Origin of the sequence: Streptomyces achromogenes subsp. achromogenes (assembly GCF_000720835.1) — a bacterium.
Taxonomy (GTDB): domain Bacteria; phylum Actinomycetota; class Actinomycetes; order Streptomycetales; family Streptomycetaceae; genus Streptomyces; species Streptomyces achromogenes.
Genome location: NZ_JODT01000003.1, coordinates 70,276 through 95,676 on the forward strand (window position 1 = coordinate 70,276; position 25,401 = coordinate 95,676).

19 protein-coding genes are annotated in these 25,401 nt (G+C 73.2%); 9 read left to right on the plus strand and 10 right to left on the minus strand.

Annotation, left to right across the window (positions count from 1 at the left end):
* Nucleotides 1–85: 85 nt before the first annotated feature.
* Genes IH25_RS0103825 through IH25_RS0103835 form a run of 3 tightly spaced genes read right to left on the minus strand, consistent with a single transcriptional unit; the run spans nt 86 to nt 2,649 of the window.
* Nucleotides 86–556 (minus strand): SRPBCC domain-containing protein, encoded by a 471-nt coding sequence (locus tag IH25_RS0103825; protein ID WP_037654329.1) that lies wholly within the window; start codon nt 554–556, stop codon nt 86–88.
* Nucleotides 557–580: 24 nt separating this feature from the next.
* Complete coding sequence (locus IH25_RS0103830) at nt 581–1,147, minus strand: GNAT family N-acetyltransferase (RefSeq protein WP_245172683.1); 567 nt, start codon at nt 1,145–1,147, stop codon at nt 581–583.
* Between the two features lie 56 nt (nt 1,148–1,203).
* A complete protein-coding gene (locus IH25_RS0103835; protein WP_030602826.1) occupies nt 1,204–2,649 on the minus strand; it encodes an APC family permease in 1,446 nt (481 codons plus the stop codon).
* A 199-nt stretch (nt 2,650–2,848) separates the two neighbouring features.
* On the opposite strand from IH25_RS0103835, the gene IH25_RS0103840 reads away from it, so the two are divergent.
* A complete protein-coding gene (locus tag IH25_RS0103840) occupies nt 2,849–5,566 on the plus strand; it encodes a glycoside hydrolase family 2 protein (RefSeq protein WP_030602828.1) in 2,718 nt (905 codons plus the stop codon).
* 52 nt (nt 5,567–5,618) lie between these two features.
* On the opposite strand, the gene IH25_RS0103845 is transcribed toward IH25_RS0103840, so the two are convergent.
* Complete coding sequence (locus tag IH25_RS0103845) at nt 5,619–7,067, minus strand: hypothetical protein (protein ID WP_030602831.1); 1,449 nt, start codon at nt 7,065–7,067, stop codon at nt 5,619–5,621.
* A gap of 390 nt (nt 7,068–7,457) precedes the next feature.
* Here IH25_RS0103845 and IH25_RS0103850 point away from each other — a divergent pair, with 390 nt between their 5' ends.
* Nucleotides 7,458–7,949: a nucleoside deaminase gene (locus IH25_RS0103850; RefSeq protein WP_030602832.1), complete on the plus strand. Its 492-nt coding sequence runs from the start codon at nt 7,458–7,460 to the stop codon at nt 7,947–7,949.
* 3 nt (nt 7,950–7,952) lie between these two features.
* Here IH25_RS0103850 and IH25_RS0103855 read toward each other — a convergent pair whose 3' ends face one another.
* Nucleotides 7,953–8,807 (minus strand): GNAT family N-acetyltransferase, encoded by an 855-nt coding sequence (locus IH25_RS0103855; RefSeq protein WP_030602834.1) that lies wholly within the window; start codon nt 8,805–8,807, stop codon nt 7,953–7,955.
* Between the two features lie 369 nt (nt 8,808–9,176).
* Nucleotides 9,177–9,884: a chaplin gene (locus tag IH25_RS0103860; protein WP_107058320.1), complete on the minus strand. Its 708-nt coding sequence runs from the start codon at nt 9,882–9,884 to the stop codon at nt 9,177–9,179.
* A 283-nt stretch (nt 9,885–10,167) separates the two neighbouring features.
* On the opposite strand from IH25_RS0103860, the gene IH25_RS0103865 reads away from it, so the two are divergent.
* Together IH25_RS0103865 and IH25_RS0103870 are read left to right on the plus strand one after the other, a co-directional pair.
* Nucleotides 10,168–11,832 (plus strand): alpha/beta hydrolase, encoded by a 1,665-nt coding sequence (locus IH25_RS0103865; protein WP_030602838.1) that lies wholly within the window; start codon nt 10,168–10,170, stop codon nt 11,830–11,832.
* Between the two features lie 206 nt (nt 11,833–12,038).
* On the plus strand, nt 12,039–12,554 hold the full coding sequence (locus IH25_RS0103870) for a DUF4232 domain-containing protein (protein WP_030602841.1): 516 nt from the start codon (nt 12,039–12,041) through the stop codon (nt 12,552–12,554).
* Nucleotides 12,555–12,618: 64 nt separating this feature from the next.
* Here the strand turns inward: IH25_RS0103870 and asnB are convergent, their stop codons facing one another.
* Nucleotides 12,619–14,460 carry an asparagine synthase (glutamine-hydrolyzing) gene (asnB, locus tag IH25_RS0103875; protein ID WP_030602845.1) on the minus strand — a complete coding sequence of 614 codons (1,842 nt, stop codon included), beginning with the start codon at nt 14,458–14,460 and terminating at the stop codon, nt 12,619–12,621.
* 414 nt (nt 14,461–14,874) lie between these two features.
* On the opposite strand from asnB, the gene IH25_RS0103880 reads away from it, so the two are divergent.
* Together IH25_RS0103880 and IH25_RS0103885 are read left to right on the plus strand one after the other, a co-directional pair.
* Entirely contained in the window at nt 14,875–15,969 is a 1,095-nt protein-coding gene (locus IH25_RS0103880; RefSeq protein ID WP_030602848.1) for a baeRF3 domain-containing protein, read from the plus strand.
* Nucleotides 15,970–16,043: 74 nt separating this feature from the next.
* The gene (locus IH25_RS0103885; RefSeq protein ID WP_030602854.1) at nt 16,044–17,069 is read left to right on the plus strand and encodes a Gfo/Idh/MocA family protein; all 1,026 of its coding nucleotides are present in this window, start codon (nt 16,044–16,046) and stop codon (nt 17,067–17,069) included.
* 34 nt (nt 17,070–17,103) lie between these two features.
* Here the strand turns inward: IH25_RS0103885 and IH25_RS0103890 are convergent, their stop codons facing one another.
* Nucleotides 17,104–17,517: an SsgA family sporulation/cell division regulator gene (locus tag IH25_RS0103890; protein WP_030602857.1), complete on the minus strand. Its 414-nt coding sequence runs from the start codon at nt 17,515–17,517 to the stop codon at nt 17,104–17,106.
* Nucleotides 17,518–17,866: 349 nt separating this feature from the next.
* Between IH25_RS0103890 and IH25_RS0103895 the strand changes: the two genes are divergently transcribed.
* Nucleotides 17,867–19,276, plus strand: a complete 1,410-nt coding sequence (locus IH25_RS0103895; RefSeq protein WP_030602860.1) for a PP2C family protein-serine/threonine phosphatase — start codon at nt 17,867–17,869, stop codon at nt 19,274–19,276.
* Nucleotides 19,277–19,315: 39 nt separating this feature from the next.
* On the opposite strand, the gene IH25_RS0103900 is transcribed toward IH25_RS0103895, so the two are convergent.
* Nucleotides 19,316–20,812 carry a DNA-binding protein NsdB gene (locus IH25_RS0103900; protein ID WP_030602862.1) on the minus strand — a complete coding sequence of 499 codons (1,497 nt, stop codon included), beginning with the start codon at nt 20,810–20,812 and terminating at the stop codon, nt 19,316–19,318.
* Between the two features lie 334 nt (nt 20,813–21,146).
* Between IH25_RS0103900 and IH25_RS0103905 the strand changes: the two genes are divergently transcribed.
* Nucleotides 21,147–22,295 (plus strand): aminoglycoside phosphotransferase family protein, encoded by a 1,149-nt coding sequence (locus IH25_RS0103905; protein WP_030602865.1) that lies wholly within the window; start codon nt 21,147–21,149, stop codon nt 22,293–22,295.
* Nucleotides 22,296–22,857: 562 nt separating this feature from the next.
* Nucleotides 22,858–24,885, plus strand: a complete 2,028-nt coding sequence (locus IH25_RS0103910; RefSeq protein ID WP_030602868.1) for an N-acetylmuramoyl-L-alanine amidase — start codon at nt 22,858–22,860, stop codon at nt 24,883–24,885.
* Between the two features lie 4 nt (nt 24,886–24,889).
* Here IH25_RS0103910 and IH25_RS0103915 read toward each other — a convergent pair whose 3' ends face one another.
* Nucleotides 24,890–25,387 carry a glycosyltransferase family protein gene (locus tag IH25_RS0103915; protein WP_030602871.1) on the minus strand — a complete coding sequence of 166 codons (498 nt, stop codon included), beginning with the start codon at nt 25,385–25,387 and terminating at the stop codon, nt 24,890–24,892.
* Nucleotides 25,388–25,401: the final 14 nt, after the last annotated feature.

Below are 25,401 nucleotides of genomic sequence, written 5' to 3' on the forward strand. Positions count from 1 at the left end.
CGAGGAAAGGAGACGAGAAGATCGGCAAGGAAGAAGAACATCGAGGCCGGTCCGCCGGACGGACCGGCCTCCCCATTGTCCCCGGTCAGCCGGCCGGCACCCGCCACGGCTTCTGCGGCAGGGGCCGGCCGGTCTCCAGCAGCGTCTTGAGGTGGGACGGCACGGCCGGCCAGCCGGCCGCGACGGCGGCACGCTCACTCTCGTCGGCCGGGTCGTCGGGCGTGACGGCCGGCCGGACGATGTCCTCGTACGGCCGGAGTTCGAAGGTGACCCTGAAGGGCCGGTTCTCGCGCCCCTCCTCCCCTGGTTCGGCCCAGGTGGCCACCAGCCGGGCCGGCGGCTCGCCCTCCACCACCCGGCCGACCACGTCGACGACGCCGGAGCCGTCGGCACGCACATGCTCCCAGCGGGAGCCGGGCCACCAGTCGGAGACGTTCCGGCGCCCCCGGCAGACGGCCGTCAGGCCGGCGTCGGTGAGCGCCTCCCAGACCTTCTCGGGAGTGCTCGCGAGGTAGGTGACGTACCCGAAGCCGGGTGCTCGGTCATGGTGCCCCAAGGCCGGCGAGGGGATCGTCCGCTGTCAAAGGTCCGCGTCGGGCCGGCCCGGCACGGTGAAGGAGATCCACACGTCCGGCGGCAGCTCCGGCCGGCCCGGCACCGGGCGCGGCTCGCGGGTCCAGGCGTCGCCGGCGAGTTCCGTGGCGACCCGTGGCCAGAAGCGCGCCGCGACCGGGTTGTCCTCCTGGTAGGCGATCTTCCATCGTCCGGGGTGCCGGGTGAGCACCTCGCGCGCGGCCCGCAGCCCGATGCCCCGGCGCCGGGCACCACGCACCACGAAGAAGCTGTTCAGCACGCGTACCGGGCCGTCGAGTCCGCGGACGAACGCCAGCCCGGCGAGGCGGTCGTCGCACGTCAGCAGGTACGGCACCCAGCCGGGTCCGGTGAAGGCGGACGCCACCCAGTCGCTCCGGAAGCCGCCGTCGGCGGCGGGCAGGCCGCCCCGGAACTCGGACAGATCGTGGCGGAACATCAGCCACAGCCGTTCCACGGCGGGCCGGTCCTCGGGGGTCGCGGGGCGGACACCGAGGTCCGCGGTCGTGTTCTCGGCCGTGTCGCCGGCCATGCTCTCGGTCGTGTTCTCGCTCATGAACGAGAGCGTCCCCGGCGGATCGCGGTCCGGCCGGGGAGCTGATGCTCGCAACTCTAGTTCATTTCAAGGGCGTTGCGGGTCTCGCCGATGTCCTCGCCGGTCTCCTTCGGGCCGAACGGCCAGACCCTCTCGTGCCGCGCCCACGCCAGGAAGGCCACGCAGCCCAGGGCCAGCCAGGCCAGGGACCACTCGACGGGGTGGCGGCCCGGGGAGTTGTGGTCGGCGTAGCCGTAGATCACGCACCAGCCCGTGAAGGCCAGGGCGCTCGGCAGCGGGTACAGCCACATGCGGTAGGGGCGGGGCAGGTCGGGCCGGCGGCGGCGCAGGACCGTCAGCGCGACGATCTGGGCCAGCGCCTGCACGATCACCATCACCGTGGTCAGCAACTGGATCAGGGTGGCGAGGTCGGTGTGGCGGCCGACCAGGAAGCCGACGGCGGTGATCACGCCCATGGTGGCCAGGCCGGACACCGGGAACCGGTGCCTGGGGTGCAGCCTGCCGTACGCGCGGAAGAAGACCCGGTCGCGGGCGGCGTCGTAGGGCACCCGGGAGCCGCCGAGCAGGCCCGTGAAGACGGAGGCGAACGCGGTGACGAGGATCAGCACGGTCACCGTGTCCGCCGCCGCCCTGCCCCAGGTGTCCTCCAGCACCGCGGAGGCCACCGAGGTGGAGGCGATGTCGTGCGGGTCGGTCATCCGGTGCCAGTCGACCACGCCGAGCGTGCCGATCTGGAGCAGCAGGTAGATCGCCATGATGCCGAGGATCGAGAAGAGCACGGAGCGCGGCAGGGCCCGGCCGGGGTTCTTGAGCTCGGCGCCCATGTAGGCGGTGGTGTTGTAGCCGAGGTAGTCGTAGATGCCGATGGTCAGGCCCGCGGCGAAACCGGGCCAGTAGTGGTCGCTCATCACATTGAACGCGCCCTGCGGGTAGGTGCAGGCCATATGTGGGCTGAAGTGGGTGGCCTCGGCGATGATCACCAGCAGCACGGAGGCGATCATCACGGTCCACAGGACGGCCGTGATCCGGGCGATGCGCTCGATGCCGCGCCACAGCAGGAGCACCACCAGGGCGATGACGCCGAGGCCGGTCAGGTCGCCGGCCGTCCGCCCGAGGCCGGGGGCGAGATAGCCGAGGTACTGGACGAAGCCCACCACGCCCGTGGACATGATCAGCGGGATGAACAGCATCGCCGTCCACACGAACAGGAACGGCATCAGACGTCCGGTGCGATGCCGGAAGGCCTGGCGCAGATAGACGTAGCTGCCGCCGGAGCCGGGCAGGGCGGCGCCCAGTTCGGCCCAGACGAGTCCGTCGCACAGGGCCAGGACCGCGCCCGCGAGGAACCCGGTGACCGCCTGGGGGCCACCGAACGCGGCGACCATCAGCGGGATCGTCACGAACGGGCCGATGCCGCACATCTGGCTCATGTTGATCGCCGTGGCCTGGAACAGGCCGACACGGCGGACGAAACCACCCGTGGGTGGCGGGCTAACGGACAATGGGACTCCTGACACGGCGGGCATCCGGCGCACCCGGCAGCGGCTGACCCACCGTCAGCCTCTCGACGGCGAAACGATCCTGCCCAAGCCGGCGGCGTGCTGTGCCGGTCTCCGCGAGGCTCGTTGACAGTGTCCGGGGCGCGACTTAGCGTGACCCAGGTTAGTAAAGTTTCCTAACTTTACGAGGCTGGAGACCGCCGTGTTCCCTCGCCACACCCGCCGGCTCCCCCTGGCCGCCGCGGCGCTGCTCGCCCTGGGCGGCGCCCTGACCACCGGCGCCTGGTCCGGCCGCGGGGAGGCGACGCAGCCCCACCGGCCGGAGCGGATCACCCCCGTCCCCTCCGCCGCGGGCACCAGCACTCCGCTGACCCGCTATGCCATCCAGTCCGCCGCCAAGGTGGGCGACTCGGCGGCGGCCGTGTCCTCCCCCGGCTATCCGGCGCGCGACTGGTATCCGGCCGGCCCCCGCTCCACCGTGCTGGCCGCACTGCTGGCGAACGGCGTGTATCCCGACCCGTTCCGCTCCACCAACCAGCGGCAGATCCCGCGGGCCGACTTCGAGGTGCCGTGGTGGTACCGCTCCGACTTCGCGGTCGAGGACACCGCGCGGCGCACCTTCCTGGACTTCAGCGGCGTCGTCTCGGCGGCCGACGTCTATGTGAACGGCCGGCTGGTGGCACCGGCCTCCCGGGTCACCGGCGCCTACACCCGCCATGAGCTGGACATCACCCCGCTGGTCCGGCAGGGCACGAACACGGTCGCCTTCCGGGTGCGGCCCAACGACCCGAACCGCGACCTGACCATGGGCTGGCTCGACTGGCTCCAGCCGCCGCCGGACCGGAACATGGGCCTGGTCCGGGACGTCCTGGTCCGCCGGGGCGGCCCGGTCGCGCTGCGTGACGCGCACGTCGTCACGAAGCTGGCGGTGCCCTCGCTCGCCACCGCCGACCTGACGGTCCGGGCCCAGGTCCGCAACGACACGGGCTCCGCGGTCACCACGCGGGTCGCCGGCAGCGTCGGCGGCATCCGGTTCGCCCGGACGGTGACGCTCGGCGCGCACGAGTCGAAGACGCTCTCCTTCTCCCCCGCCGACGTCCCCGGCCTGCACCTCACCCGCCCGAAGGTGTGGTGGCCGGCCGGCATGGGCGGGCAGCCGCTGTACGGCCTGGACCTCACCGCCACCGTGGCCGGCACGCCGTCGGACACCGCGCACGAGAGCTTCGGCATCCGGGACGTGCGGGCCCCGCTGAACGCCGACGGCGCCCGCCAGTACCGCGTCAACGGCCGGCCCCTGCTGGTCAAGGGCGGCGGCTGGTCCCCGGACGAGTTCCTGCGCTGGGACCGCGCCTATACCGAGGACCGCCTGAAGTACGCACTCGACCTGGGCCTGAACACGCTCCGTCTGGAAGGCCACCTGGAGCCGGACGAGTTCTTCGACCTCGCCGACCGCTACGGCCTGCTCGCCCTGCCGGGCTGGGAGTGCTGCGGCAAGTGGGAGGGCGACGTCAACCCCAACGGGTCCGGTGAGCCGTGGTCCGCGGCGGACCACACCGTGGCCCGGGCGTCCATGGCAGCCGAGGCCGCCCGGCTGCGCGACCATCCGAGCGTGCTGTCGTTCCTGATCGGCAGCGACGCCGCGCCGGACGCCACGATCGAGAAGGGCTACCTGGACGCGCTGGAGGCGGCCGACTGGCCCGTCCCCGTGATCCCCGCCGCCTCCGACACCTCCTCCCCGCGGCTGGGCGACTCGGGCATGAAGATGACGGGCCCCTACGACTGGGTGCCGCCCGGCTACTGGTACGCCAAGCGGGAGGGCGGGGCCACGGGCTTCAACTCCGAGACCAGCGCGGGCCCGAGCATCCCCACCCTGGACACGCTGCGCCGGATGATGACACCGGCCGAACTGGACACCCTCTGGAAGGATCCGGACGCCCGGCAGTACCACCGTTCGCCGTCGGTCACCTTCGGCACGCTCAAGATCTACGACGAGGCGCTCACCGGCCGCTACGGGGCTCCGACGGGCCTCGCGGACTATGTGCGCAAGGCCCAGTTGGCCACGTACGAGACCGTGCGCGCCCAGTTCGAGTCGTACCAGCGCAACGCGACCGACAGCGACCGGCCCGCCACCGGTGTCGTGCACTGGATGTTCAACAGCGGCTGGCCCAGCCTGCACTGGCAGCTGACGGACCGTTACCTGGACCAGAACGGCGCCTACTTCGGCGCGAAGAAGGCCAACGAGCCGCTGCATGTGCAGTTCTCCTACGACGACCGCTCCATCGTGGTGGTGAACAACCGCCCCGCTCCGGTCCGGGGCCTCACCGCGCGGGCCACGCTGTTCGATCCCGACGGCACGCGCCGGTTCGACCAGAGCGCCGGCGGGGTGGCGGTGAACGGCGGCGGCGCGCATGCCACCGCGCTCACGCTGCCCCCCTCGGAGGACGGGCCGGCGCGCACCCGGCTGCTGCGGCTGGTGCTGACGGACGCGGCCGGCCGGGAAGTGAGCCGGAACGTGTACTGGCTCGCCACCCGGCCCGACACCCTCGACTGGAGCGACACCACCTGGTACTACACCCCGACGACGGAGTACGCCGACCTGACCGGGCTGGCCTCGATGGCCCGGGTGCCGGTGTCGGCGACGGCGGTCACCCGCGCCTCGGAGGGCGTGTCGACCACGACGGTGACCCTGCGCCACCACGGGAGCGGCAAGACTCCGGCGCTGCTGACGGATGTCGATGTGGTGGGCGCGGAGGGCAGGCCGGTGCTGCCGGTGCGCTGGTCGGACAACCAGGTGAGTCTGTGGCCGGGCGAGTCGGTGACGCTGACCGCCACCTACCGGACGGCCGACCTGCGCGGTTCCGCGCCGGGCGTGCGCGTCTCCGGCTGGAACACGCCGGAGACGACGGTCCCGGCGGGCTGACGGGGTGGGGGCGGCGCCGCACGCCGGCCCGCCCCGCCGCACCGGGCCCGGCTCAGCTCACGTCGAGCGCGGTGTCGTCCACGACGAACGAGGTCTGGTACTTGGAGCCCTCGGTGCCGGTGAACTTCAGGGTGACGGTCTGCCCGGCGTAGCCGCCGAGATCGAAGGCGCGCTGGGTGTAGCCGGTGGCGGCGTCGAGGTTGGAGTACGTCGCCAGGGTGCGCAGCACCGTGCCGGAGCCGTTCAGGATCTGGACCTTGAGGGTGTCGTAGGCCGTGCTGGTGGTGGTCTCGGCGGTGTCCACGTGCAGCTGGAAGGTCAGCCTGGCCGCGCAGCCGGACGGGAGGGCGACCGACTGGGACAGGGTGTCGGTGGTGGCTACGCCGTTGCCGTCGAGCCAGGCGTAGTAGGAGCCCGAACGGGCCGCCTTGCCGGTGGAGTTGGTGATGACCCCGCTGGTCGAGGTCCAGACGGTGCCGCCGGACTCGAAGCCGTTGTTGCCGAGGAGCTGGGCGGCGGTGCAGGTCGTCGAGCCGCCGCCGGTGCCACCGCCGGTGCCGCTCGCGCCGGACAGCCACTCGGTGGCGTTGAGCGCGAGGGCGGCGTTGGTGGCGGTGGTGTCGTTCCAGCCGTCGTAGAGGGTGTTGCCGGACTGGCCGGTGCCGTCGTCGACCGGGGAGCTGTCGCCCCAGAAGGCCACCCGGCCGCTGCCGAAGGTGCTGGTGGCGAAGAAGGCGCCGGTGTTCCCGGAGTAACCGGTGCGGTAGAGCAGGCCCTTGACGCCGGGGTTGTCGGCGGGCTTGAGGGTGGCGGTCGTACCGCTGGCGATCAGGCTCTTGGTGACGGTGCCGAAGGAGCCGTGCAGTACCGGGTCGGTGCCGTCACTGATCGCGGCCGGGTGGTCGGAGCCGATGCTCAGCGAGTCGACGGAGAAGCCGAACGGGTCGGTGGAGTCGACGCTGTTGTTCGTCATCAGGTCGTTGAAGATCTCGACCGCGTCGTAGCCGTCGTTGTTGCGGTCGGCTCCGGTGTGGTCGGAGATCATGAACAGTCCGCCGCCGTTCTTGACGAAGTTCATGATCGCCGTCTTCTCGGCGCTGGTGAAGAGCGTGTTGGGTTCGGGCAGGACGAGTGTGTCGAAGTTCGACAGATCGGTGGCGGAGGTGCCGCCGTAGCCGAGGCTGGAGCCCGACGGCAGGGTCTTCAGGCTGTAGCCGCCGGTCTTCTGCAGCGCGACGCCCCAGGAGGACAGGGCCCCGGTCCAGTCGGTCTCGGCGGACGGGGAGGAGTCCTGGCCGAGCGGGTCGGGCTGGCTGGTGGAGATGATCCAGTCGGCGTTGCCGGCCGTCTCGGCATGGGCGTTGTCGAACAGGATGCGGTGGGTGGTCGCCGCGTGGGCGGGGGTGCCGGTACCGGCCTGTACGGCGACCGAGGTGAGCAGCAGCGCCGCACCGGCCAGGGCGGTGGTGCCACCGCGGCGGGATCTTTTCCGTCCGAGCATCCGTCGAACCTCCGTGAAGGGTGGGGAGAGGCGGTGCGGGCGCCAAGTCTGCGCGCGTAGAACCGGACTGGGGTGTCCTCCGCGCGTCGGTTGGCTGAAATGTACATGGCGACCAGGGTGGGTGAACAGGGGGTTCCGGTGGAGACGCGAGCGCGCCGGAGCGCCGCCGGGGGCGGATGGACGACGTGGCACACCGGCCGGGCGCGGGGGCGCTGCCGTGGCCGGCTCTCCCGCCGGTGCCGCCGGCGCTCGGTACGGTCGCGCCGAGGCGGCGGTACACCTTCCCGACCGGGCGGCGCGCCTTCGCCCCCGGGGCAAAGCCCCTGGCCGGGCCGGGTGCGGTGGCCGTAATGTGCCCGGCCGGAGATCATGACCTACGGAGGTGAGCCGATGGTCCGGGACGGTGAGCTGCGGTATCTGCGCCGCTGTGTCGAACTGGCCGAGGAGGCGCTGGACGCCGGTGACGAGCCCTTCGGGTCGGTCCTCGTGGCCGGGGACGGGACCGTACTGGCGGAGGACCGCAACCGGGTGGCCGACGGGGACCGCACCCGGCATCCCGAGTTCGAGCTGGCCCGCTGGGCGGCCTCGCGTCTGACACCCGAGGAGCGGGCGGCGGCGACCGTCTACACCTCCGGTGAGCACTGCCCGATGTGCGCGGCGGCGCATGCCTGGGTCGGGCTCGGCCGGATCGTGTACGTCGTCTCCTCCGTGCAACTCGCCGGGATCCTGGCCGAGTTGGGCGTGCCCGCACCGCCCGTGCGGACCCTGCCGGTGCGGGACATCGCGCCGGGGGTGGCCGTGGCGGGCCCGGTGCCGGAGCTGGTGGACGAGGTACGGGAACTGCACCGCCGCTTCCACGCCGGGCGGGCCCGACTCGACTGAGGGTCAGCCGAGTTCGAGCGTGGTGACGCCGAACACCCGTTCCTGGGCGTAGGCGCGCACCGGGCCGGTGTACATGCGGGCGGTCTCGAACGAGGGCCGCAGGCCCGCCTGTTCGGCGAGGGCGACGCCCGCAGCGTTCGGCTCGGGCACGTCGATCGCGATCTCGCGGCCGGCCACGTCGGCGGTGAGGGCGGCGAACAGCGCCCGGGCGTCGGCGTCGGTGTCGGCGAAGAGGGGGCCGATGCGCAGCGTGTCCTGGCCGGGGCGGATCACGCCGTAGCCGGTCAGGTGCCCGTCGTGGTCGCGGACGACGGCGCGGTGGCCGGGCGTGGTGAGCCACTCGGCGAGGAACCGGGGGCGGTCGGCGGGGTGGCAGGCGCTGTCGTAGGCGGTGATCGCGGCGAGGTCGGCGGGCCCGGCGGGGCGGACGCCGGCGGGCGGCTCGGCCTCGGGAGCGGGGCCGGTGAACCGGATGGTGCGGTGGGCGAGTCGGAAGCCGGACTGACGGTAGTTGTCCTGCTGGGCGACCACCCCGTCCAGGCCGATCGTCCGGTTCCCGGCGTGCGCCAGCGCGGTCTTCCAGGTGGTGAGGCCGTGTCCCCGGCCGCGCAGGCCGGGGCGGACCAGGTAGCAGCCGAGGAAGGAGTAGTCGGGTCCGTGGTTGACCACGGAGATGGCGGAGACCGGCTCCCCGTCGATCCGGCCGAGGAAGAATCCCTCGGGGTCCTGGGCGAAGAAGGCGGGGCCGTCGGACCGTCCGGGATTCCAGCCCTCCGCCGCCGCCCACCCGCTGATCACCGGCCAGTCGGCGAGGGTGGCCTGGGTGACGACGAGGTCCTGGGGGGCCGCAGAGGTCATCGGTGCGCTCCGTTTCCGTCGGGGTCGGGCTGTCCGTACGGCGCGGCCCTCGGCCGGCCGCCCGCAGTATCCTTCCGGATCAACGTGAGCCGCGCCACGGGGAGATCGGCCGACGCGCATCTGGCGGGCCCACCTGGGCTGGGGCCCGCCGCCGGCGGGCGCGTACGTATGGGCCCGCCGGCTCGCGGTCACCGTCATGGGCGGCGCCGTCGGCGGGTGGGCGCCCGGAGTCGTAGTCGCACCCGTACCGTCGCCACGCCCGGACGCCCCGGGTGTCCCGGGTCCGGTCCGCGCCGGGTCGGTGGAACAGCGGGGGCGGGCCGGGCGGAAGCGGCGGATCCGCGGGGCGGGCCCGGCGGAAACGCTGGTTCAGTGGGGGCGGGCCGGGCGGAAGCGGCGGTAGAGGAGGGCGCCCGCGATGATGAGCGCGGCGCTTCCGGCCGCGGCGGGGGCGGTGGCGTCCGCTCCGGTGTGGGCCAGTGCGGACACGGTCGGGCTCGGGGCGTGCGGGGCGGGGTGGGTCCGGGTGGGAGGCTGCGGCTTCGGGGCCCGGGGTTTGGGGGCCGGCGTGTGCCGGGCGGGGGTGTGCGGGGCGGGCCGGTGGATGTCGCCGGGGCCGTTGACCGACTGGTTGCCGAACACCGGGTTGCCCACGCCGACCACGTCGACGGTGTTGCCGGTGATGTTCACCGGGAGGTCGACGGGCAGTTGGATGCCGTTGCCGGAGACCACCCCGGGCGAGTCGGCGGTGCCGCCGTGGGCGGTCGCCCCGCCGGGCCGGGACGGCGCCCCACCGTGTCCCGGGCCGTCGGCCCGCGCCTTGCCGGTGTTCGCACAGGCGTTGCCCATGGCCGGGTTGAGCAGCCCCACGATGTCCACCGTGTTGCCGCAGACGTTCACCGGCACGTCCACCGGGAGCTGGATGCCGTTGCCGGAGATCAGTCCGGGCGAGCCGGCCGCCGTGCCCCGGGCACCGGCCCCGTCGGCCGCGAAGGCGGCGGACACCGGGAGCGCCACGGCCATCGCACCGGACGCGGCGGCGACGGCGATCACACCGTTTCGGGTAGCCCGTCTCATAGGTTCCCTGCCTTCCAGACATCGCGCGGGCACTCACCCGCACCACCTAAAACGCGTGTGAACCATCCGAGTTATGGCTTATCGGTCTTTCACCCCATCGAGCGGCACTGTTATCGAACCGCGCGTAAAGCCATCGAATGAACACCGACGGGCACGGAGAGTGCGCAGGATACGACGGCGGGTGCCGTCCCGCTCTTCGGGAGGCGGACCCGGAGGGGGCCGCTTATGGTGATCCGAGGGCGCCGCCCCCGGCCCGTGGCGGGCGTGCCCCGGGAGGCGATCGATGCTGGCCATGCTGTCCACGCGGCCCCTAGTGCGGCGCTGCGCGGGTGCCTCGGTGCTCGCCCTGGCGCTGCTCGGAGCCGGGCTGCCCGCGGCCGCCGCCGACCGGCCGCAGCCCGACCTGACCCGCTTCTACCAGCAGCGGCCGGCCTGGGCCGGCTGCCCGGGCCCGGACATGCCCAAGGACCTCGAATGCGCGAAGGTCACCGTCCCGCTCGACTACGCGAGGCCGGATGCGGGCACCCTCGACCTGGCGCTGGCCCGCTACCGCGCGACCGGTCCGTCACACGGTTCGGTGGTGCTGAACTTCGGCGGCCCGGGCGGCGCCGGCATCCCCGAACTGGCCGCCGAGGGCAGGCAGTTCATGGACCTCACCGACGGCTACGACGTGGTCGCCTTCGACCCGCGCGGCGTCGGCCGCTCCTCCCCCGTCAGCTGCGGCGAGGGCGGCGTCGCGGTCCCCGCGGTGCCCAGGCAGGACCCGGCGCCCGGCCAACCGCAGGCCCTGCTGCGGCAGTTGCGGCAGGTGGCCGAGGAGTGCGCGCGCAACTCCGGCCCGGTGCTGCCGCACATCGGCACCGTGAACGCCTCCCGCGACCTGGACGTCATCCGCCAGGCGCTCGGCGACAAGAAGCTCAACTACCTCGGCTTCTCCTACGGCTCCCGGCTCGGCGCGGTGTACGCGGCGCAGTTCCCGGACCAGGTCGGCCGGCTCGCCCTGGACGGGGTGGACACGCTGACCGAGTCGCCGGCCGAACAGGGCCTGGCGGGCGCCGAGGGGCAGCAGCAGGCACTGGACGACTTCCTGGACTGGTGTACGACGGATGTCGGCTGTCCGTTCGGGCAGGACCGGCGCCGGGCCGGGGACGAGGTGCTCCGGCTGGTGCGCTCGCTGGACCGGGACCCGGTGCCGACGGACTTCGGCGCCTCGTTCACCGGACAGGATCTGGTGGGTGCCCTCGCGCAGGGCCTGTACAGCAAGCGGACGTGGCCCCCGCTGGAACGCGCACTGGCCTCCCTGGTGGAGGACGGCGACACCCGCCGGCTCCTCGGCTTCGCCACGGGCGGCATCGGCCTGCCCCCCGCCCGCTACGGCACGGACCGCACCGGCCCGTCCCACGACCGCGACCGCACCGGTGCGTCCGCCGCCCACCATCGCGAGGACGGCGGACTGGTGGACGCCGCCGACGTCCCCGCCGACAACCTGCCGGCCGCGCTGCTGGCGATCAACTGCGCGGACGACCCCGACCGGCCCGACGCGGCGCGGCTCACCGAGGAGATGCGGACACTGCGGGCCGCGTACGACCACGCCTCACCGGTCTTCGGCCGGTACCGCCTCACCCAGCTGCTGCTGTGCTACGGCCGCCCCAAGGGCACCGACTTCATCCGCGAACGGGTCAAGGACGTGCACACGGCGAAGATGCTGCTCGTCGGCACACGCGGTGACCCGGCGACGCCGTACCGGTGGACCGTGGAGACCGCCCGCCGGCTGGGCCCCTCGGCGGTGGTGCTGGACAACAAGGGTGAGGGCCACACCGGGTACTCCTCCTCCATGTGCGTGCACCACACGGTCAACGACTTCCTGCTCTACGGCACGCTGCCGCCCGGCGGCGGCTCCTGCCCGGCCAACGCCCCCGCGGCCGACGGCCCGGAGGACGCCGGCTGACGGCCGCGTGCCCGCCGCCGGTGCCGGACGTGACACGACCGGGTGAGGGCCCTCGGACCGGGGCAACCTCCCGGCCGCTCCGGCCGTCACACAGGGCAGGCGGGTTCCGGCCGCCGTTCGCCCACGGCGTCCGGCCCGGGGCCGTCGTCCCGTTCCGCGAGCCGGGCCCAGCGTCCCGCTCCCGACCACGACAGGGGGACACCCTCATGCCCATCCGCGCCGCCATCGCCGTATCCGCCGCCGCTGCGGCCGTGCTGCTGAGCACGCCGCAGAGCCAGGCCGCCGCCGGCCCCGAGCGGGCCGCCCAGTGCACCGAGCGGGCGCTGACGATACGGGCGAAGGCCGCCACCGGCCACCCGACCGTGCTGCGGGTCAGCGTCACCAACCGCACCGCCCGCGCCTGTGTCGTCGACCGTGTGCCCACGGTGACCTTCGGCGACCTGGACGGGGCCGCGCTGCCGGTGCCCGAGGGCGGCACCGGCGGCTACCGGCTGGCGGCGGGCGGTACCGCCTACGCCGCCGTGCGGACCATCGGCGACCCGCAGGACCCCGAGGCCCGCCGGGCGGACTCGGTCACGGTGGCGGCGTCGGCCGCGCACTGGGGCCGGTCCTTCGGTGCGGGGCAGCTCGGCACCGGACGGCAGGTGCTCGTCTGGGAGCCGGTGACCACCTGGTGGCAGCCGACGGCACGGGCCGCGGACCGGATCATCGGGCTGGGCTGAGCACCGGGCTCCCCGCGGTGGACCGGGCGCCCGTCCCGGTTCACGGCGGGGCCGGCGCACCGGCTCAGCCGAGCACCAGTTCCGGCGCGTACAGGTCCAGCCAGCCGGCGAGGTCCAGGGTGCGTTCCAGTCCGCGCCGGGCCGCCTGGGTGCTCACCGGGGTGTCGCGTTCGCAGGCCGCCCGCACCCGGCCCCGGTCGAGCAGGTCGAACACGGGGTGGGAGGGCCGGGCCAGCAGCTCCTTGACCTGCTCCTGGAGCGCGCGGGCGTACCCGGGGTCCTGGGTGGACGGGTACGGGCTCTTCACCCGGTCGTACACGGACTTCGGCAGGAGATCCGCCGTCGCCTCCCGGAGCAGGCTCTTCTCCCGGCCGTCGAAGGACTTCAGCGCCCAGGGCGTGTTGTAGACGTACTCGACCAGCCGGTGGTCGCAGAACGGCACCCGGACCTCCAGGCCGACGGCCATGCTCATGCGGTCCTTGCGGTCCAGCAGCATGCGTACGAAGCGGGTCAGGTGCAGATGGCTCATCCGCCGCATGCGGTACTCGAAGTCGCTCTCGCCGTCCAGCCGGTCGATGCCGGCGACGGCGGTGCGGTAGCCGTCGGCCACATAGCCTTCGAGGTCCAGGGCCTTGGCTATATCGGCACGCACCACATCGGCATCCTCGCCGAAGTGCCGGCTCATGGTGGCCAGCCACGGGAAGGTGTCGGCGTGCCGCGCCTCCTCGTCGAAGAACTGCAGATAGCCGCCGAAGACCTCGTCGGCGGACTCGCCGGACAGGGCCACCGTGGACTTCTCGCGGATCGCGCGGAAGAGCAGCAGCAGCGAGCTGTCCATGTCACCGAGGCCGGACGGCAGGTCGCGGGCCCGGATCACCCGCTCACGCACCGCGGGGTCGGAGAGGGCGTCGGAGCCGAGCACGATGTCCTGGTGCTCGGTGCCGGCGAGCCGGGCCACGTCGTGCACGAAGGGGGTGTCGGGCGTGCCGCGCAGCTCGTCGGCCACGAAGTTGTCGGCCTGTCCGGCGAAGTCGACGGCGAAGCTGCGCACCTTCTCGCCGTGCGCGGCGAGCTGCCGGGCGGCGAGCGCGGTCATGGCCGAGGAGTCGAGTCCGCCGGAGAGCAGGGTGCAGCGCGGCACGTCGGACACCAGCTGGCGGCGCACGATGTCGTCGAGGAGCGAGCGCACGGTGGCGATCGTGGTGTCACGGTCGTCGGTGTGCGGGCGCGTCTCCAGGCGCCAGTACACACGGGTGGACAGGCCGGAGCGGTCGACGGTGACGACGGTGCCGGGTTCGACCTCGGCCATGCCGTCCCAGACGGCGTGTCCCGGCGTCTTGATCATGACGAACAGCTCGCGCAGGCCGTCCAGGGTGACGCGGGCCCGGGCCAGCGGATTGGCGAGGATCGCCTTGGGCTCGGAGCCGAACAGGACGCCGTCGGGGGTGCGGTAGTAGTAGAAGGGCTTGATGCCCATGCGGTCGCGGATCATCACCAGCTTGTCGGACCGGCCGTCCCAGACGGCGAACGCGTACATGCCGTTGAGCCGTTCGGCGACCGCGTCGCCCCACTCCAGGTAGCCGTGCAGCACCACCTCGGTATCGGAGTCGGTGGTGAACCGGTGGCCACGGTCGGTGAGTTCCCGGCGCAGTTCGGTGTAGTTGTACGCCTCGCCGGAGTACACCATGGCCACGGTGCCCTCGGGGGTGGGCACGGACATCGGCTGACGGCCGCCGGGCAGGTCGATGATGGCGAGCCGGCGGTGCCCCAGGGCGGCGGGCCCCTCGCTCCAGGTGCCCCGGTCGTCCGGGCCCCGGCAGGCCATCGTCTCGGTCATCGCCTCCAAGGCGGCCGCCTCGGCGGTCAGATCACGGTCGAAGGAGACCCATCCGGTGATGCCGCACATGCGCTACCTCCTGCCTCCGGCCGCCGGCAGACCCCCGCTCACCTGCGTTTTCCTCGGGAGCGGGAGGCCGGCCGGGCAAACCAGTTGTATCGAGCATCTATATCGAGCGTCCGTCAGGCGTCCGGCCGAGTCAACGCGCCGGAAACATCGGACGGGTATCCGGTTCACGGTTTCGGCCGCGTTTTGCCTCAGCAAAATCGACGGATCGGCATGTAGTCGCACATCGACCGACAGGAACCGGCCACAGGCAAAAACTTCCTCAAGTAAACGGCGTGTTACGTCTTCGCGATCTGAAACCGGGCGGACAGATCCCGGAGGCGTACGGCGATGCCGCGAGAGTCCGGACAGGAGACTGCCGCAGAGGTCCGGATTACCCCGAATGCCGTAATGGTGAATCCGCCCTATCGTGCTGTCATGGAGCACGCACTGAGTCCCGCGACCCTTGCCGAACTGCGCCGCCCGCGCCCCTATCCGGCGGTCTCCGTGCTGACCCCGACGCACCGTCGGCAACGCGGGGACGGCCAGGACCAGGTCCGGCTGCGCAACGCGCTGACCGAGGCGCGCCGACGGCTGGAGTCCGATCCCTCCGTCACCCGCGAGCGCCGCGCCGACGTCGAGGCACAACTCGACCGGGCCCTGGCCGAGGTCGACCTGTCACACCCCGAGGACGGTCTGGTGATCTTCGCCGCGCCGGGTGAGCACCAGGTGTGGTCCCTGGCCCGGCCCGTGCCCGAACGGGTGGTGCTGTCGGACACCTTCCTGACCCGAAACCTGGTGTCGGCCCACGCTGCCGAGCGGCCCTTCTGGGTACTGTCGCTCTCCGCCGACCGCGTCACGCTGTGGAACGGCGGTGCCGGCCGCGTCGTGGAGGAGCACTGGGGCGGCTTCCCGCTGACGCGCGCCCGGGAGAACTTCGACGCCGAGCGGCTCATGCGGATCGGCGACCAGCCGAGCACGTTCCGCGACGAGGGCACGCGCCGCTTCCTGCGCGAGGCGGACACCGCCATGAGCAGGGTCCTGCGCGAGGCGCCCCGGCCGCTGTACATCACCGGCGAGCAGGCGGCGCTGTCCCTGATGGAGGAGGCCGGCACCGTCGCGCGCCACGCCGTGCCGATAGGGCGTGGCGGGCTGGCCCACGCCGGTCCGGAAGCGGTGTGGCAGGCCATCCGCCCGGTCCTGGAGGAGGAGTCCCGCAAGAACGCCGCGTCCGTCCTGCGGGAGCTCACCTCGGCGCGCGGGCGCCGGGCCTACGCGGCCGGGGTGGACGAGCTGTGGCAGAGCGCCCGGGACGGCCGCGTCCGGCTGCTCGCCGTGGAGGAGAACTACCGTACGACCGTCCGCGAGACCGGCGAGCACCTGGAACCGGCCCGGCCCGGCGACCTGGACGCCCGCGACGACATCGTGGACGAGATCGTCGAGCAGTGCCTGGAGACCGGCGCCGACGTGCGCTTCGTCCCGGACGGCACACTGGGCGACGCGGACGGCATCGCCGGGGTGCTGCGGTACTGAGCCGCAAGACTCCAGCCCGTAACCCACCCCCCGCGTACGCTACGGCCTGATCGTCGGCGTGAGGGAGCGTGCGCGTGGGTGAGTTGCTGGGTGTGGCGGTACTGGGTGCCGGGCACATGGGGGCGGACCATATACGGCGCCTCGATCGGGTGGTGAGCGGCGCCAGGGTCGCGGCCGTCGCCGATCCCGACCTCGCCCGGGCCGAGGCGGCGGTGGCCGGCCTGACCGGGGTCACCGTGCACACCGACCCACTGGCCGCTTTGGACGCGCCCGGTGTGACGGCGGTCCTGATCGCCTCCCCGGGCCCCGCGCACGAGGAGGCCCTGCTCGCCGCCTTCGCCCGCCGGCTGCCGGTGCTGTGCGAAAAGCCCATGGTGCCGGACTCCACCGGTGCCCTGCGGGTCTTGGAGGCCGAGGCCGCGCTCGGCCGCCGGCTGGTGCAGATCGGCTTCATGCGCCGCTACGACGCCGAGTACCTGCGGCTGAAGGCGCTGCTGGACGGCGGTGGTCTGGGCCGGCCCCTGATGCTGCACTGCACCCACCGCAATGTCTCCTCACCCGACGGCTTCACCAGCGCCATGCTGATCAACAGCTCGGTGTCGCACGAGATCGACGCGGCCCGCTGGCTGCTCGGACAGGAGCTGACGGCGGTCACCGTGCTGCGGCCCACGCCGTCCTCGCGCGCGCCCGAGGGCCTGTCCGATCCGCAGTTCGTGCTGTTCGAGACCGAGTCGGGGGCCCTGGTGGACGTCGAGGTCTTCGTCAACTGCGGTTTCGGCTACCAGGTGCGCTGCGAGGCGGTGTGCGAGGCGGGCAGCGCGCGGATCGGCGAGGCGCACACCATGGTGGTCACCACCCGGGACGGCGCCCGCGAGGAGGTGGCGCGGGACTATCTCGTCCGCTTCGCCGACGCCTACGACCGCGAGGTGCAGGCCTGGGTCGACGCCACCCGGCGCGGCGAGGTCACCGGCCCGAGCGCCTGGGACGGGTACGCGGCGTCCGTGGTCGCCGAGGCGGGCGTACGGTCCCTGGAGACCGGTGCCCGGGTGGCCGTCGAAGCGGCCCCGCGCCCAGCGCTGTACGCCCGGCCCGGCCGCTGACGCCGGGACCGGCGCGACCGGGGGCACCGCCGGCTCACACACCGCCGAACAGCGCGCTCAGCCCCCGTTCCACCACCCCCGTCACGTCCTCCGCACCGCCCGCCACCACCTCGTACGTGCGCCGCAGGAAGCAGCGCAGCTCCGGGGCCGGGAAGAGCAGCAGGGCCATCCCGTGCGGCGAGTGGAGTTCCAGGACGGTCCCGGTGCGGCCGTAGGGCCATATCCGCACGTCCCCCTGGCCGGCCGGGGCCCCCAGTCCCTCGTCGAGCAGGGAGCGCGCGAAGATCCACGTGACCTCCTCGCCGTGCAGGGCGGCCTCGGCGGGGAAGTCCAGGTACACCGCGAGCGGGTCGTCCGCGGTGTAGCGCAGCGTGGCGGGCACCGGGACCTCGTGGTCCCCGGCGGCGACGAGGCGGGCGTGGGCGGGCTGTGCGACGGTGGTCTCCATGCTCATTAGGAGTCCGCGAGGGCCGGTCGCATGCCGTCAATTCCGGTCAGAGTTCGGTAGGTACCGGCCGCTCCGGCCCTCCCAGGAACACCACGGTGTCGAACGCCCGCCCGAACCCCGGGCCCGGACCGCCCGTCTCCCCCAACACACGTACGATTCCTACGACTTGGGCACTGCGGTGGGCACGCCTTTCGTCCCCATGAATCCCCCCTGAAGGACTCTGGCATATGCCTGAGGCACCAGCGTAACGTGTGTTGCCAAATCCCTTACAGGCGGTCGCGGGCTGTGCCAGAGTCGTAACGGTCCCCGCCGTCGCCCGCCGTACCATCCCCCCATTCCGGAGTGCGTCATGCCGTCCCCAGTCTCCGCGGACCACCCCGCCGCCCAGCCGCCCGGCCGTGGGTCGGTCGAGGCGCTGATAAGGCAGACGCGACGACTCAAGGGCGACGTGGACGCCGTACGGCGTGACTCCCGCGGCGACGGTGCGGACCCCGAGGAACGCTGGCAGCGCGCCCTGTACGACCTCGCCCTGCGCCAACTGAACGACATCGACGCCCACTTGGCCCAGCTGCGGGACGGCCCGCCGCCCGGTCCCGCCCGGCCCGCCCCGCCGCCGGCCACCCCGGACGGCTCGCTGCTCGCCCGTGTCGGCAGCGCCGAGTGGAACCTGCTGACGGACCGGGCCACCTGGTCCGCGGAGCTGTACCGGATCCTCGGACTCGACCCGGCCGGCCCCGCCCTCACGCTGGACGAACTGCCCGGTCTGGTCCTGCCGGAGGACCGGCCGAAACTCACCGAGATGGTGACGGCCTGCCTGGTCGACGCCAAGCCGATCGACGGCGAGTTCCGCGTCGTACGGCCCGACGGCACCGTACGGACCGTGCACATGATGGGCGAACCCGTGCTCGGCGCCGACGGCGGCACGACCTCCATGTGGGCCGTGCTGCGCGACGTCAGCGAACTGCGCCGCAGCCAGCGGACCCTGTCCGAGACCCGTGACTCGCTGCACCGGCACCGCCGGCGGGAGCGGACCGGGCACCGCGGCGCGGCCGGGCCGCAGGAAGCCGTGCCGCCGCCCTGGCACGGCTCCCTGCGGCCGCCGCACCAGGGGCCGGCGGCCCTGGACCTGGCCGCCCACCGCCTCCCCGCCGCGACCGCCACCCTGATCGGCGCGGACTGGCACGACGCGCTGGAACTGACCGACGGCCAGACCCTGCTCACCGTGGGCGGCCTCACCGGACAGGGCGTGGCCGTCGCCTCCGGCACGGCGATGCTGCTCGGCGCCGTACGCGGCATGGCGATGGCCGGCACCCGGCCCGGCCGGCTGCTCACCTTGCTGAACCGATTGCTCGACACCGCCGCGCAGCCCGCCCTCGGCAGCGCCGTCTGCTGCCGCTACCTCCCCTCGACCCGCACCCTCCTGTGGGCACGCGCCGGACACCCCGCCCCGCTGCTGTACCGCGACGGGACGGGACGCCTGCTGGACGCGCCGGACGGCACTCCCCTCGGCGCTTCCCCGGGCGCCCGCTACGAAGAGTCCGCCGTCACCCTGCGCCCGGGCGATCTGCTCCTGCTGCACACCGGCGCGCTGCTGCCGGAACACGACGGGACGGCGGCCGTGGACCGGCTGCTCGGCCTCGCTCCCCGGTTCGGCCCCGCGCAGACCGCACGGGACTGTGTGCGCACGGTCGTCGAGGAGTTCGGCGGCCCCGGGCGCGAGGACGACGCGTGCGTGCTCGCCGCCAAGGTCACCCCATGACGACAACCGGCCCGGCGGGCCGGGCGGCGCGCGGGTCCCCTACACCTGCGCGTCGGAACCGTCCTTCCTGGCCCGCTGCTTGGGCAGGGAGACTCTGATCTCCTCGCGCAGCTCCTGGATCCTCGGATAGCCGGCGTACTGCGCGGTCAGCCGGTACATCTCCCGCAGCCGGTCCCAGGTCCGGCGCGAGGAGTTGGAACCCATCGCCATCAGGGCCAGGCGCGCGTAGCGGTCGGCCTGTTCGGGGTCGTCGGCGATGAAACAGGCCGACGCCATGGAGAGATGGTCGAAGATCTTCGACCGCTCCCGTCCGTCCACCCGCAGGGCGAGGGCCTTCTGCGCGTAGTGCTGGGCGGTTCCGGCCGCGTTCGGGTCGAACTCCGCCAGGGTGCGGTAGGCGAGCGCCGACATGCCGTACAGATCCTCGTCCTTGAAGGTCTGCATCCAGTCCGGTGTCGCCGCGTCCCACCGGTCGGAGACGAACAGGTCCTCCGCCTGACCGAGCGTGCGGCGCATCGCCTGGCCCTTGCCCATCGCCGCCTGCGCCCACGCCTCGATGGTGTGGAACATCGCCTTCGTACGCGGCTGGAGACGGTCCCCGGCGCCGGACTGGGCCAGCTTCATCAGGTCCAGGGCCTCGTCCGGACGGCCGAGGTGCACCATCTGCCGGGCCGCCCGGGACAGGGCCTCCCCCGCGCGCGGCCGGTCACCCCCCTCCCGGGCGGCGTGCGCGGCGATCACGAAGTACTTCTGCGCCGTGGGCTCCAGGCCGACGTCGTGCGACATCCAGCCGGCGAGGACGGCGAGGTTGGCGGCGACGCCCCACAGGCGCCGCTGGAGGTGGGGGGGATGGTGGTATGCGAGCATGCCGCCCACCTCGTTGAGCTGGCCCACCACCGCCTTGCGCTGGAGGCCGCCGCCACGGGCCGCGTCCCAGGCGCGGAACACCTCGACCGAGCGCTCCAGCGCCTCGATCTCCTGGGATCCGACGGGGGCGGCCTCGTAGCGGTCGAACCCGGCCGGGTCGACGTGCAGGGGGTCGTCGAGAACAGGGGCATCGGCCCTGAGGGCCGGGTCGGTGTGCAGCCATTCGTACATGGCACCGCTGAGTGTGGAGCCCGTGGCGAGCGCGGCACCCGCGCCCACCAAGCCGCGTCGGTTGAGCATGAGGTCCATTCCCGTGAATTCGGTGAGGACCGCGGCGGTCCGCTCGGGCGGCCAGGGCAGGTCGTCGGGGTGTTCCTCGATCCCGTCGCCCTGCCGTTTCCCCGCACGCCCCTGCCGTACCAGACCGAGGTCCTCGATGGTCACGACACGGCCGAGACGCTCGGTGAACAGGGCCGCCAGCACCCGCGGCACGGGATCGCGCGGGATCTCTCCCATGTCGATCCACCGCCGCACCCGGGAGGTGTCGGTCGCCAGTTGGGGGTGGCCCATGGCCGCCGCCTGCCGGTTGACCAGTCTCGCGAGTTCGCCCTTCGACCAGCCGGCCAGGCCGAACAGGTCCGCAAGGCGGGTGTTGGGTCGTCCGCTCACGTCAAGCCCCCAGGTTCTCGGCTGAGTTGACAGTAGCCGGGTGCGGGTTGCCGGGCGACTATTCGCCACGGTTCGCCAGGGTGCGCCAGATGGTGTGCCACCACTCATCGGGTGTCAGGTAGGAAAGCGCCACCCCGACCTGGTCCGCCACCTCCCGGTGACGGCCATCCGGTCGCACATGCCGGGCACATTCCCCAGGGTGTGCCCGGAGGGCCGGGTCGGGTGGGCGTACGCTCCCGAAACCACGCTCACGGGGCACGCACCCGCGAGCACGGGTTCGGAGTGCGGACGTACAGGCAGGCACAGCAGGCACACGAAGGGATCTGTCTTTCCCATGTACGCAGCATCGTCCTCCGTGTCCGCCCCGGCCCGGCCGCTGCGCTCCCGTCCTGCGGGTGGCGGGCCGTACCTGGACCCGGTGGCGCGTCCCGGCGTCCCGGTGCCGGGGGTGGGCCGGCCGCGGCGGGTGCCGGGACGGCCCGGGACCCCCCCGCTCAGCGGGCGGCTGGACCTGTCCGGGCCGCAGGGCGCGCGGCTGCGGGCCGCACTCGCCTCGGTGCAGCGGATCTGCCCCGAGTTCGTGCCGGTGCAGGTGCTGCGGCAGAGCGGGCGGTCGGTCCTTCTGGTCGGGACGACGGGGCGCGGTACGGCGGTCGCCAAGTGTCTCCTGGACCACTCGCCGGCGTGGGTGGAGCGGAGCCGGCAGGAAATAGCCGCATACCGCTCGTTCGTCCGGCACCGGCCGCCGGTGCGGGTGCCGAGGCTGATCGCGGCGGACCCGGACAACTGCACGCTGGTGATCGAACGGCTGCCGGGCCGTCCGGTGGCGTTCCAGCGGCATCCGATGGAGGCACCGCCGCGCGCGGACATCCGGGCCGCGCTCGGCGCCATCTGCCGGGTGAACGCCTGGCGACCCCCGGCGGGCACGTTCGACATGCCGCTGGACTACGCGGCCCGGATCTCCCGCTACCACGAGCTGGGCCTGCTCACCGACCGGGACCTCGGCGACCTGCAGAAGCTGCTGCACGGCATCGCCCACGAGGTGGGCCGGCAGGGCATGCTCCAGTTCTGTCACGGCGACGCCCTGCTGTCGAACATCCTGGTGTCCCCGGCCGGTCCGGTGCTGGTGGACTGGGAGCACGCGGGCTGGTACCTGCCGGGGTACGACCTGGCGACGCTGTGGCTGGTCCTCGGGGACGCCGCTCCGGTGGCCCGGCGGCACATCAGCCAGCTCGCCCAGTCGGCGGGCCCGGCCTCCCGGGACGCCTTCCTGGTGAACCTGATGCTGCTGCTGACCCGGGAGATCCGCACGTACGAGACAGCCGTGCAGCGTTCGATGCAGGAGGCGGCCCCGGTGCCCCCGGGCACGACGCTGCCTGGTGCCGTGCCGTCCGGCGAGGAACAGCGGCTGCTGTTGCGGCGGTTGCACGACGACTGCCAGCTGGCCCGCAGGGCGGTGCGCGCGGCGGTCGGCACCCGCTGACGACGGAGACCGGCCGCGCGGTGCGCCCCAGCGGCGGCGCACCGCGCGGCCTGCCGGGCGTGCCGAGCGGTGGACGACGCGTGTCCTTCCCCCTGCGGGCGTCGCGCGACCAGCCTGGGCCGCCCGGGCTGCCCCGCCTGCCGAGCACCTCGAATCCCCGGGGCCCGCGCCTGCTGATCTTCCTCGCGCTCAGGGTCGGAAGGCGGTGTGACCTGGATGATCACGGCCGTGCGGACAGCCGGTCCGCCCTCGTGCAGGGTGATCACATCGCCGGGCTGGACACGACGCCACTGTTCGGGGCTGAGTGGTGCCCGCACAAGGCGGTCCGGCGTCCGCCTTCCTCCGCGCTCAGCAGGGTCGGTCCGGCCAGGAGGATGCCGTGTCGCGTCTCCCGGACCCGCCACTCGCACCAGTCGGCCAGTCCCACTTCCCGGGACGGATCACCCGAGCCCTCCGTGATGTGTCAAGTCGCCTTTGTAGCAGCCTCATTGACGGGTCGTCGGCGAACCGGTACGACTGAGCCATCCTGCGCCGCACGCCCCGCCCTTCACTGGAGGCCGTCTTGCGAGGACCCGCCATCGCTCCCCCGGCCCCGGTCGGCCACAGACGGCCGTTGCGGGCCGCCGTCCCGCTCGCCGCCTCCGCGGCCCTGCTGCTGTCCCTGCTCGGCGCGGCTCCCGCCCATCCCGCCCCGGACTCCTCCGCGCGCCGTCTGCAACAGGCGTTCGCCACCGCGGCGGCCGACTACCACGTACCGCAGAGCGTGCTGCTGGCCGTCTCCTACCTCCAGTCCCGCTGGGACAGCCACGGCGGTGCGCCGAGTGTGACGGGCGGCTACGGCCCGATGCACCTCACCGACGCGCCCACCGCGCTCGCCACCGCCGCGCGGTCCGCCCCGGAACACTTCGCCGGGGAGCACTTCGCCGGGGGTGCGGAGGATCCCCGCGGCGACACCGCCCGTGCCGCACTGCACCTCACGGCATCACGCCCCGCGGCCGGGGCTCCGGCGCCCTCGGCGGTCCCGGCCCGGCTGCGGACGCTGCCGAAGGCCGCCGAGCTGACCGGTATCCCGGCCGCACGGCTGCGCTCCGACCCGGCGGCCAACGTGGCCGGCGGTGCCGCGCTGCTCGCCGCCGCGCAGAGGGAGCTGGGCGCACCGGCGAGCGCCGACCCGGCCGACTGGTACTCCGCGGTGGCCCGGTTCTCCGGCGCCGACGACACGGCGACCGCCACCGCGTACGCCGACGACGTGTACGACGTGCTGCGCACCGGCGAGGAGCGGGTCACGGACGACGGCCAGCGGGTGACCCTGGCCGCCCGGCCCGGGCCGGCCCCCGACGCCGGGCGGCTGCGGCGCTCGGGCCTGCGCACGCTGCCGGCGGACGGCACCGAGTGTCCCCGGTCGGTCGCGTGCACCTCGGTCCCGGCACCGTACGAGGAGTTCGGCGACAACGATTACGGCAATCACGACCTCGGCGACCGGGCGGCCTCCCAGCAGATCAAGTACATCGTCATCCATGACACGGAGGGCGCCTGGGAAGGGGTCATGAACCTGATCCAGGACCCCACGTATGTGTCGTGGAACTACACGATTCGCTCGACCGATGGGTTGATCGCCCAGCATGTGAAAACGAAGGACGTGGCCTGGCACGCGGGCAACTGGGATGTCAACGCCCGGTCGATCGGTATCGAGCACGAGGGTTTCCTGGCCGCTCCGGACGCCTGGTACACGGAGGAGATGTACCGTTCCTCGGCGCGGCTGGTGCGCTACCTGGCCAGGACGTACGGCATCCCGCTGGACCGGCAGCACATCCTGGGCCACGACAACGTGCCCGGACCGACCGCCTCCACCATCCCCGGCATGCACACGGACCCGGGCCCGTACTGGGACTGGCGGCACTACTTCCGGCTGCTGGGCCGGCCGCTGCGGCGCACGGCCGGCCCCCACTCGGGGGTGCTGACGGTGCTGCCGGACTACGACACGAACCGGCCCGTGTACACCGGCTGCACCACCAAGGGCGAGCCGTGCCCGGCGCACGGCTCGGGCGAGGTGCGGCTGCACACGGACCACGACGAGAGCGCGCCGCTGGTCAGGGACATCGGGCTGAGGACGGACCCGACCGACGGGGTGAACGATCTGTCCTCGCGGGTCTCCACCGGCCAGCAGTACGCGGTGGCCGGCCGCTGGGGCGACTGGACGGCCGTCTGGTACCTCGGGCAGAAGGCCTGGTTCCGCGACCCGGCCGGACAGCGGACGGCGGTGCCCGCGAGGGGGCTGGTGGTGACCCCGCGCGAGGGCCTGGCGAGCGTCCCGGTGTACGGCCGCGCCTACCCGGAGAAGGCGGCCTATCCGGCGGGTGTCCCCGCCCAGTCGGTGGTGCCGCTGCCCTACACGATCCCGGCCGGGCAGCGGTACGTGATCGGTGACGAGATGCCGGGCGAGTACTACTACGCGGTCACCTTCACCCCCGAGGCGCACCGGGTGGTGGTGGGCGAGGACCGGTACTACGAGATCCAGTACGGCCACCGGGTCGCCTTCGTCCGGGCCGCGGACGTGACGGTCGAGGACGGGGCCGCGGCCCGCCGGTGAGGCCTCAGCCCTGCTGGAACAGTTCCGCCGGGAGCGGCTTCAGCAGGGCGTACAGGTCGTCGGTGATGGGCCGGTCCCAGGCGGCGATGGTCACCAGCACGCCGTCGCTGCGGTCGAACTGGACGCAGGAGATGCGGCTTTCGGAGAGCTTCAGCCGCCGCACGATGAGGAGGTTGTCGCCCTGGAGCACCGGGGTGTCCTCGGTGCCGACGACGGTGACGTCCTCGTCGTTCTCCAGCGCCAGCAGCAGCTGTCCCACCTCGAAGGGGATCTCGCCCTCGGCGACGTCTCGGGCCGGGGAGCCCTCCGGGAGGTTGCCGATGATCATGGCGGGGCCGCGTCCGCCGAACAGGTCGTAGCGCAGAAAGACGCCCTGGCAGGTGCCGTCGGGGGCGGGCAGCAGGCCCGCGCCGAGATTGCCCGGCCAGTCGCCCGGGTCCATGGCCAGCACGTCGAAGTCGGGTCCGGCGGGGGTCGCGCTGCGGCGGCGGAGGAACGACATGCGGCCATGGTACG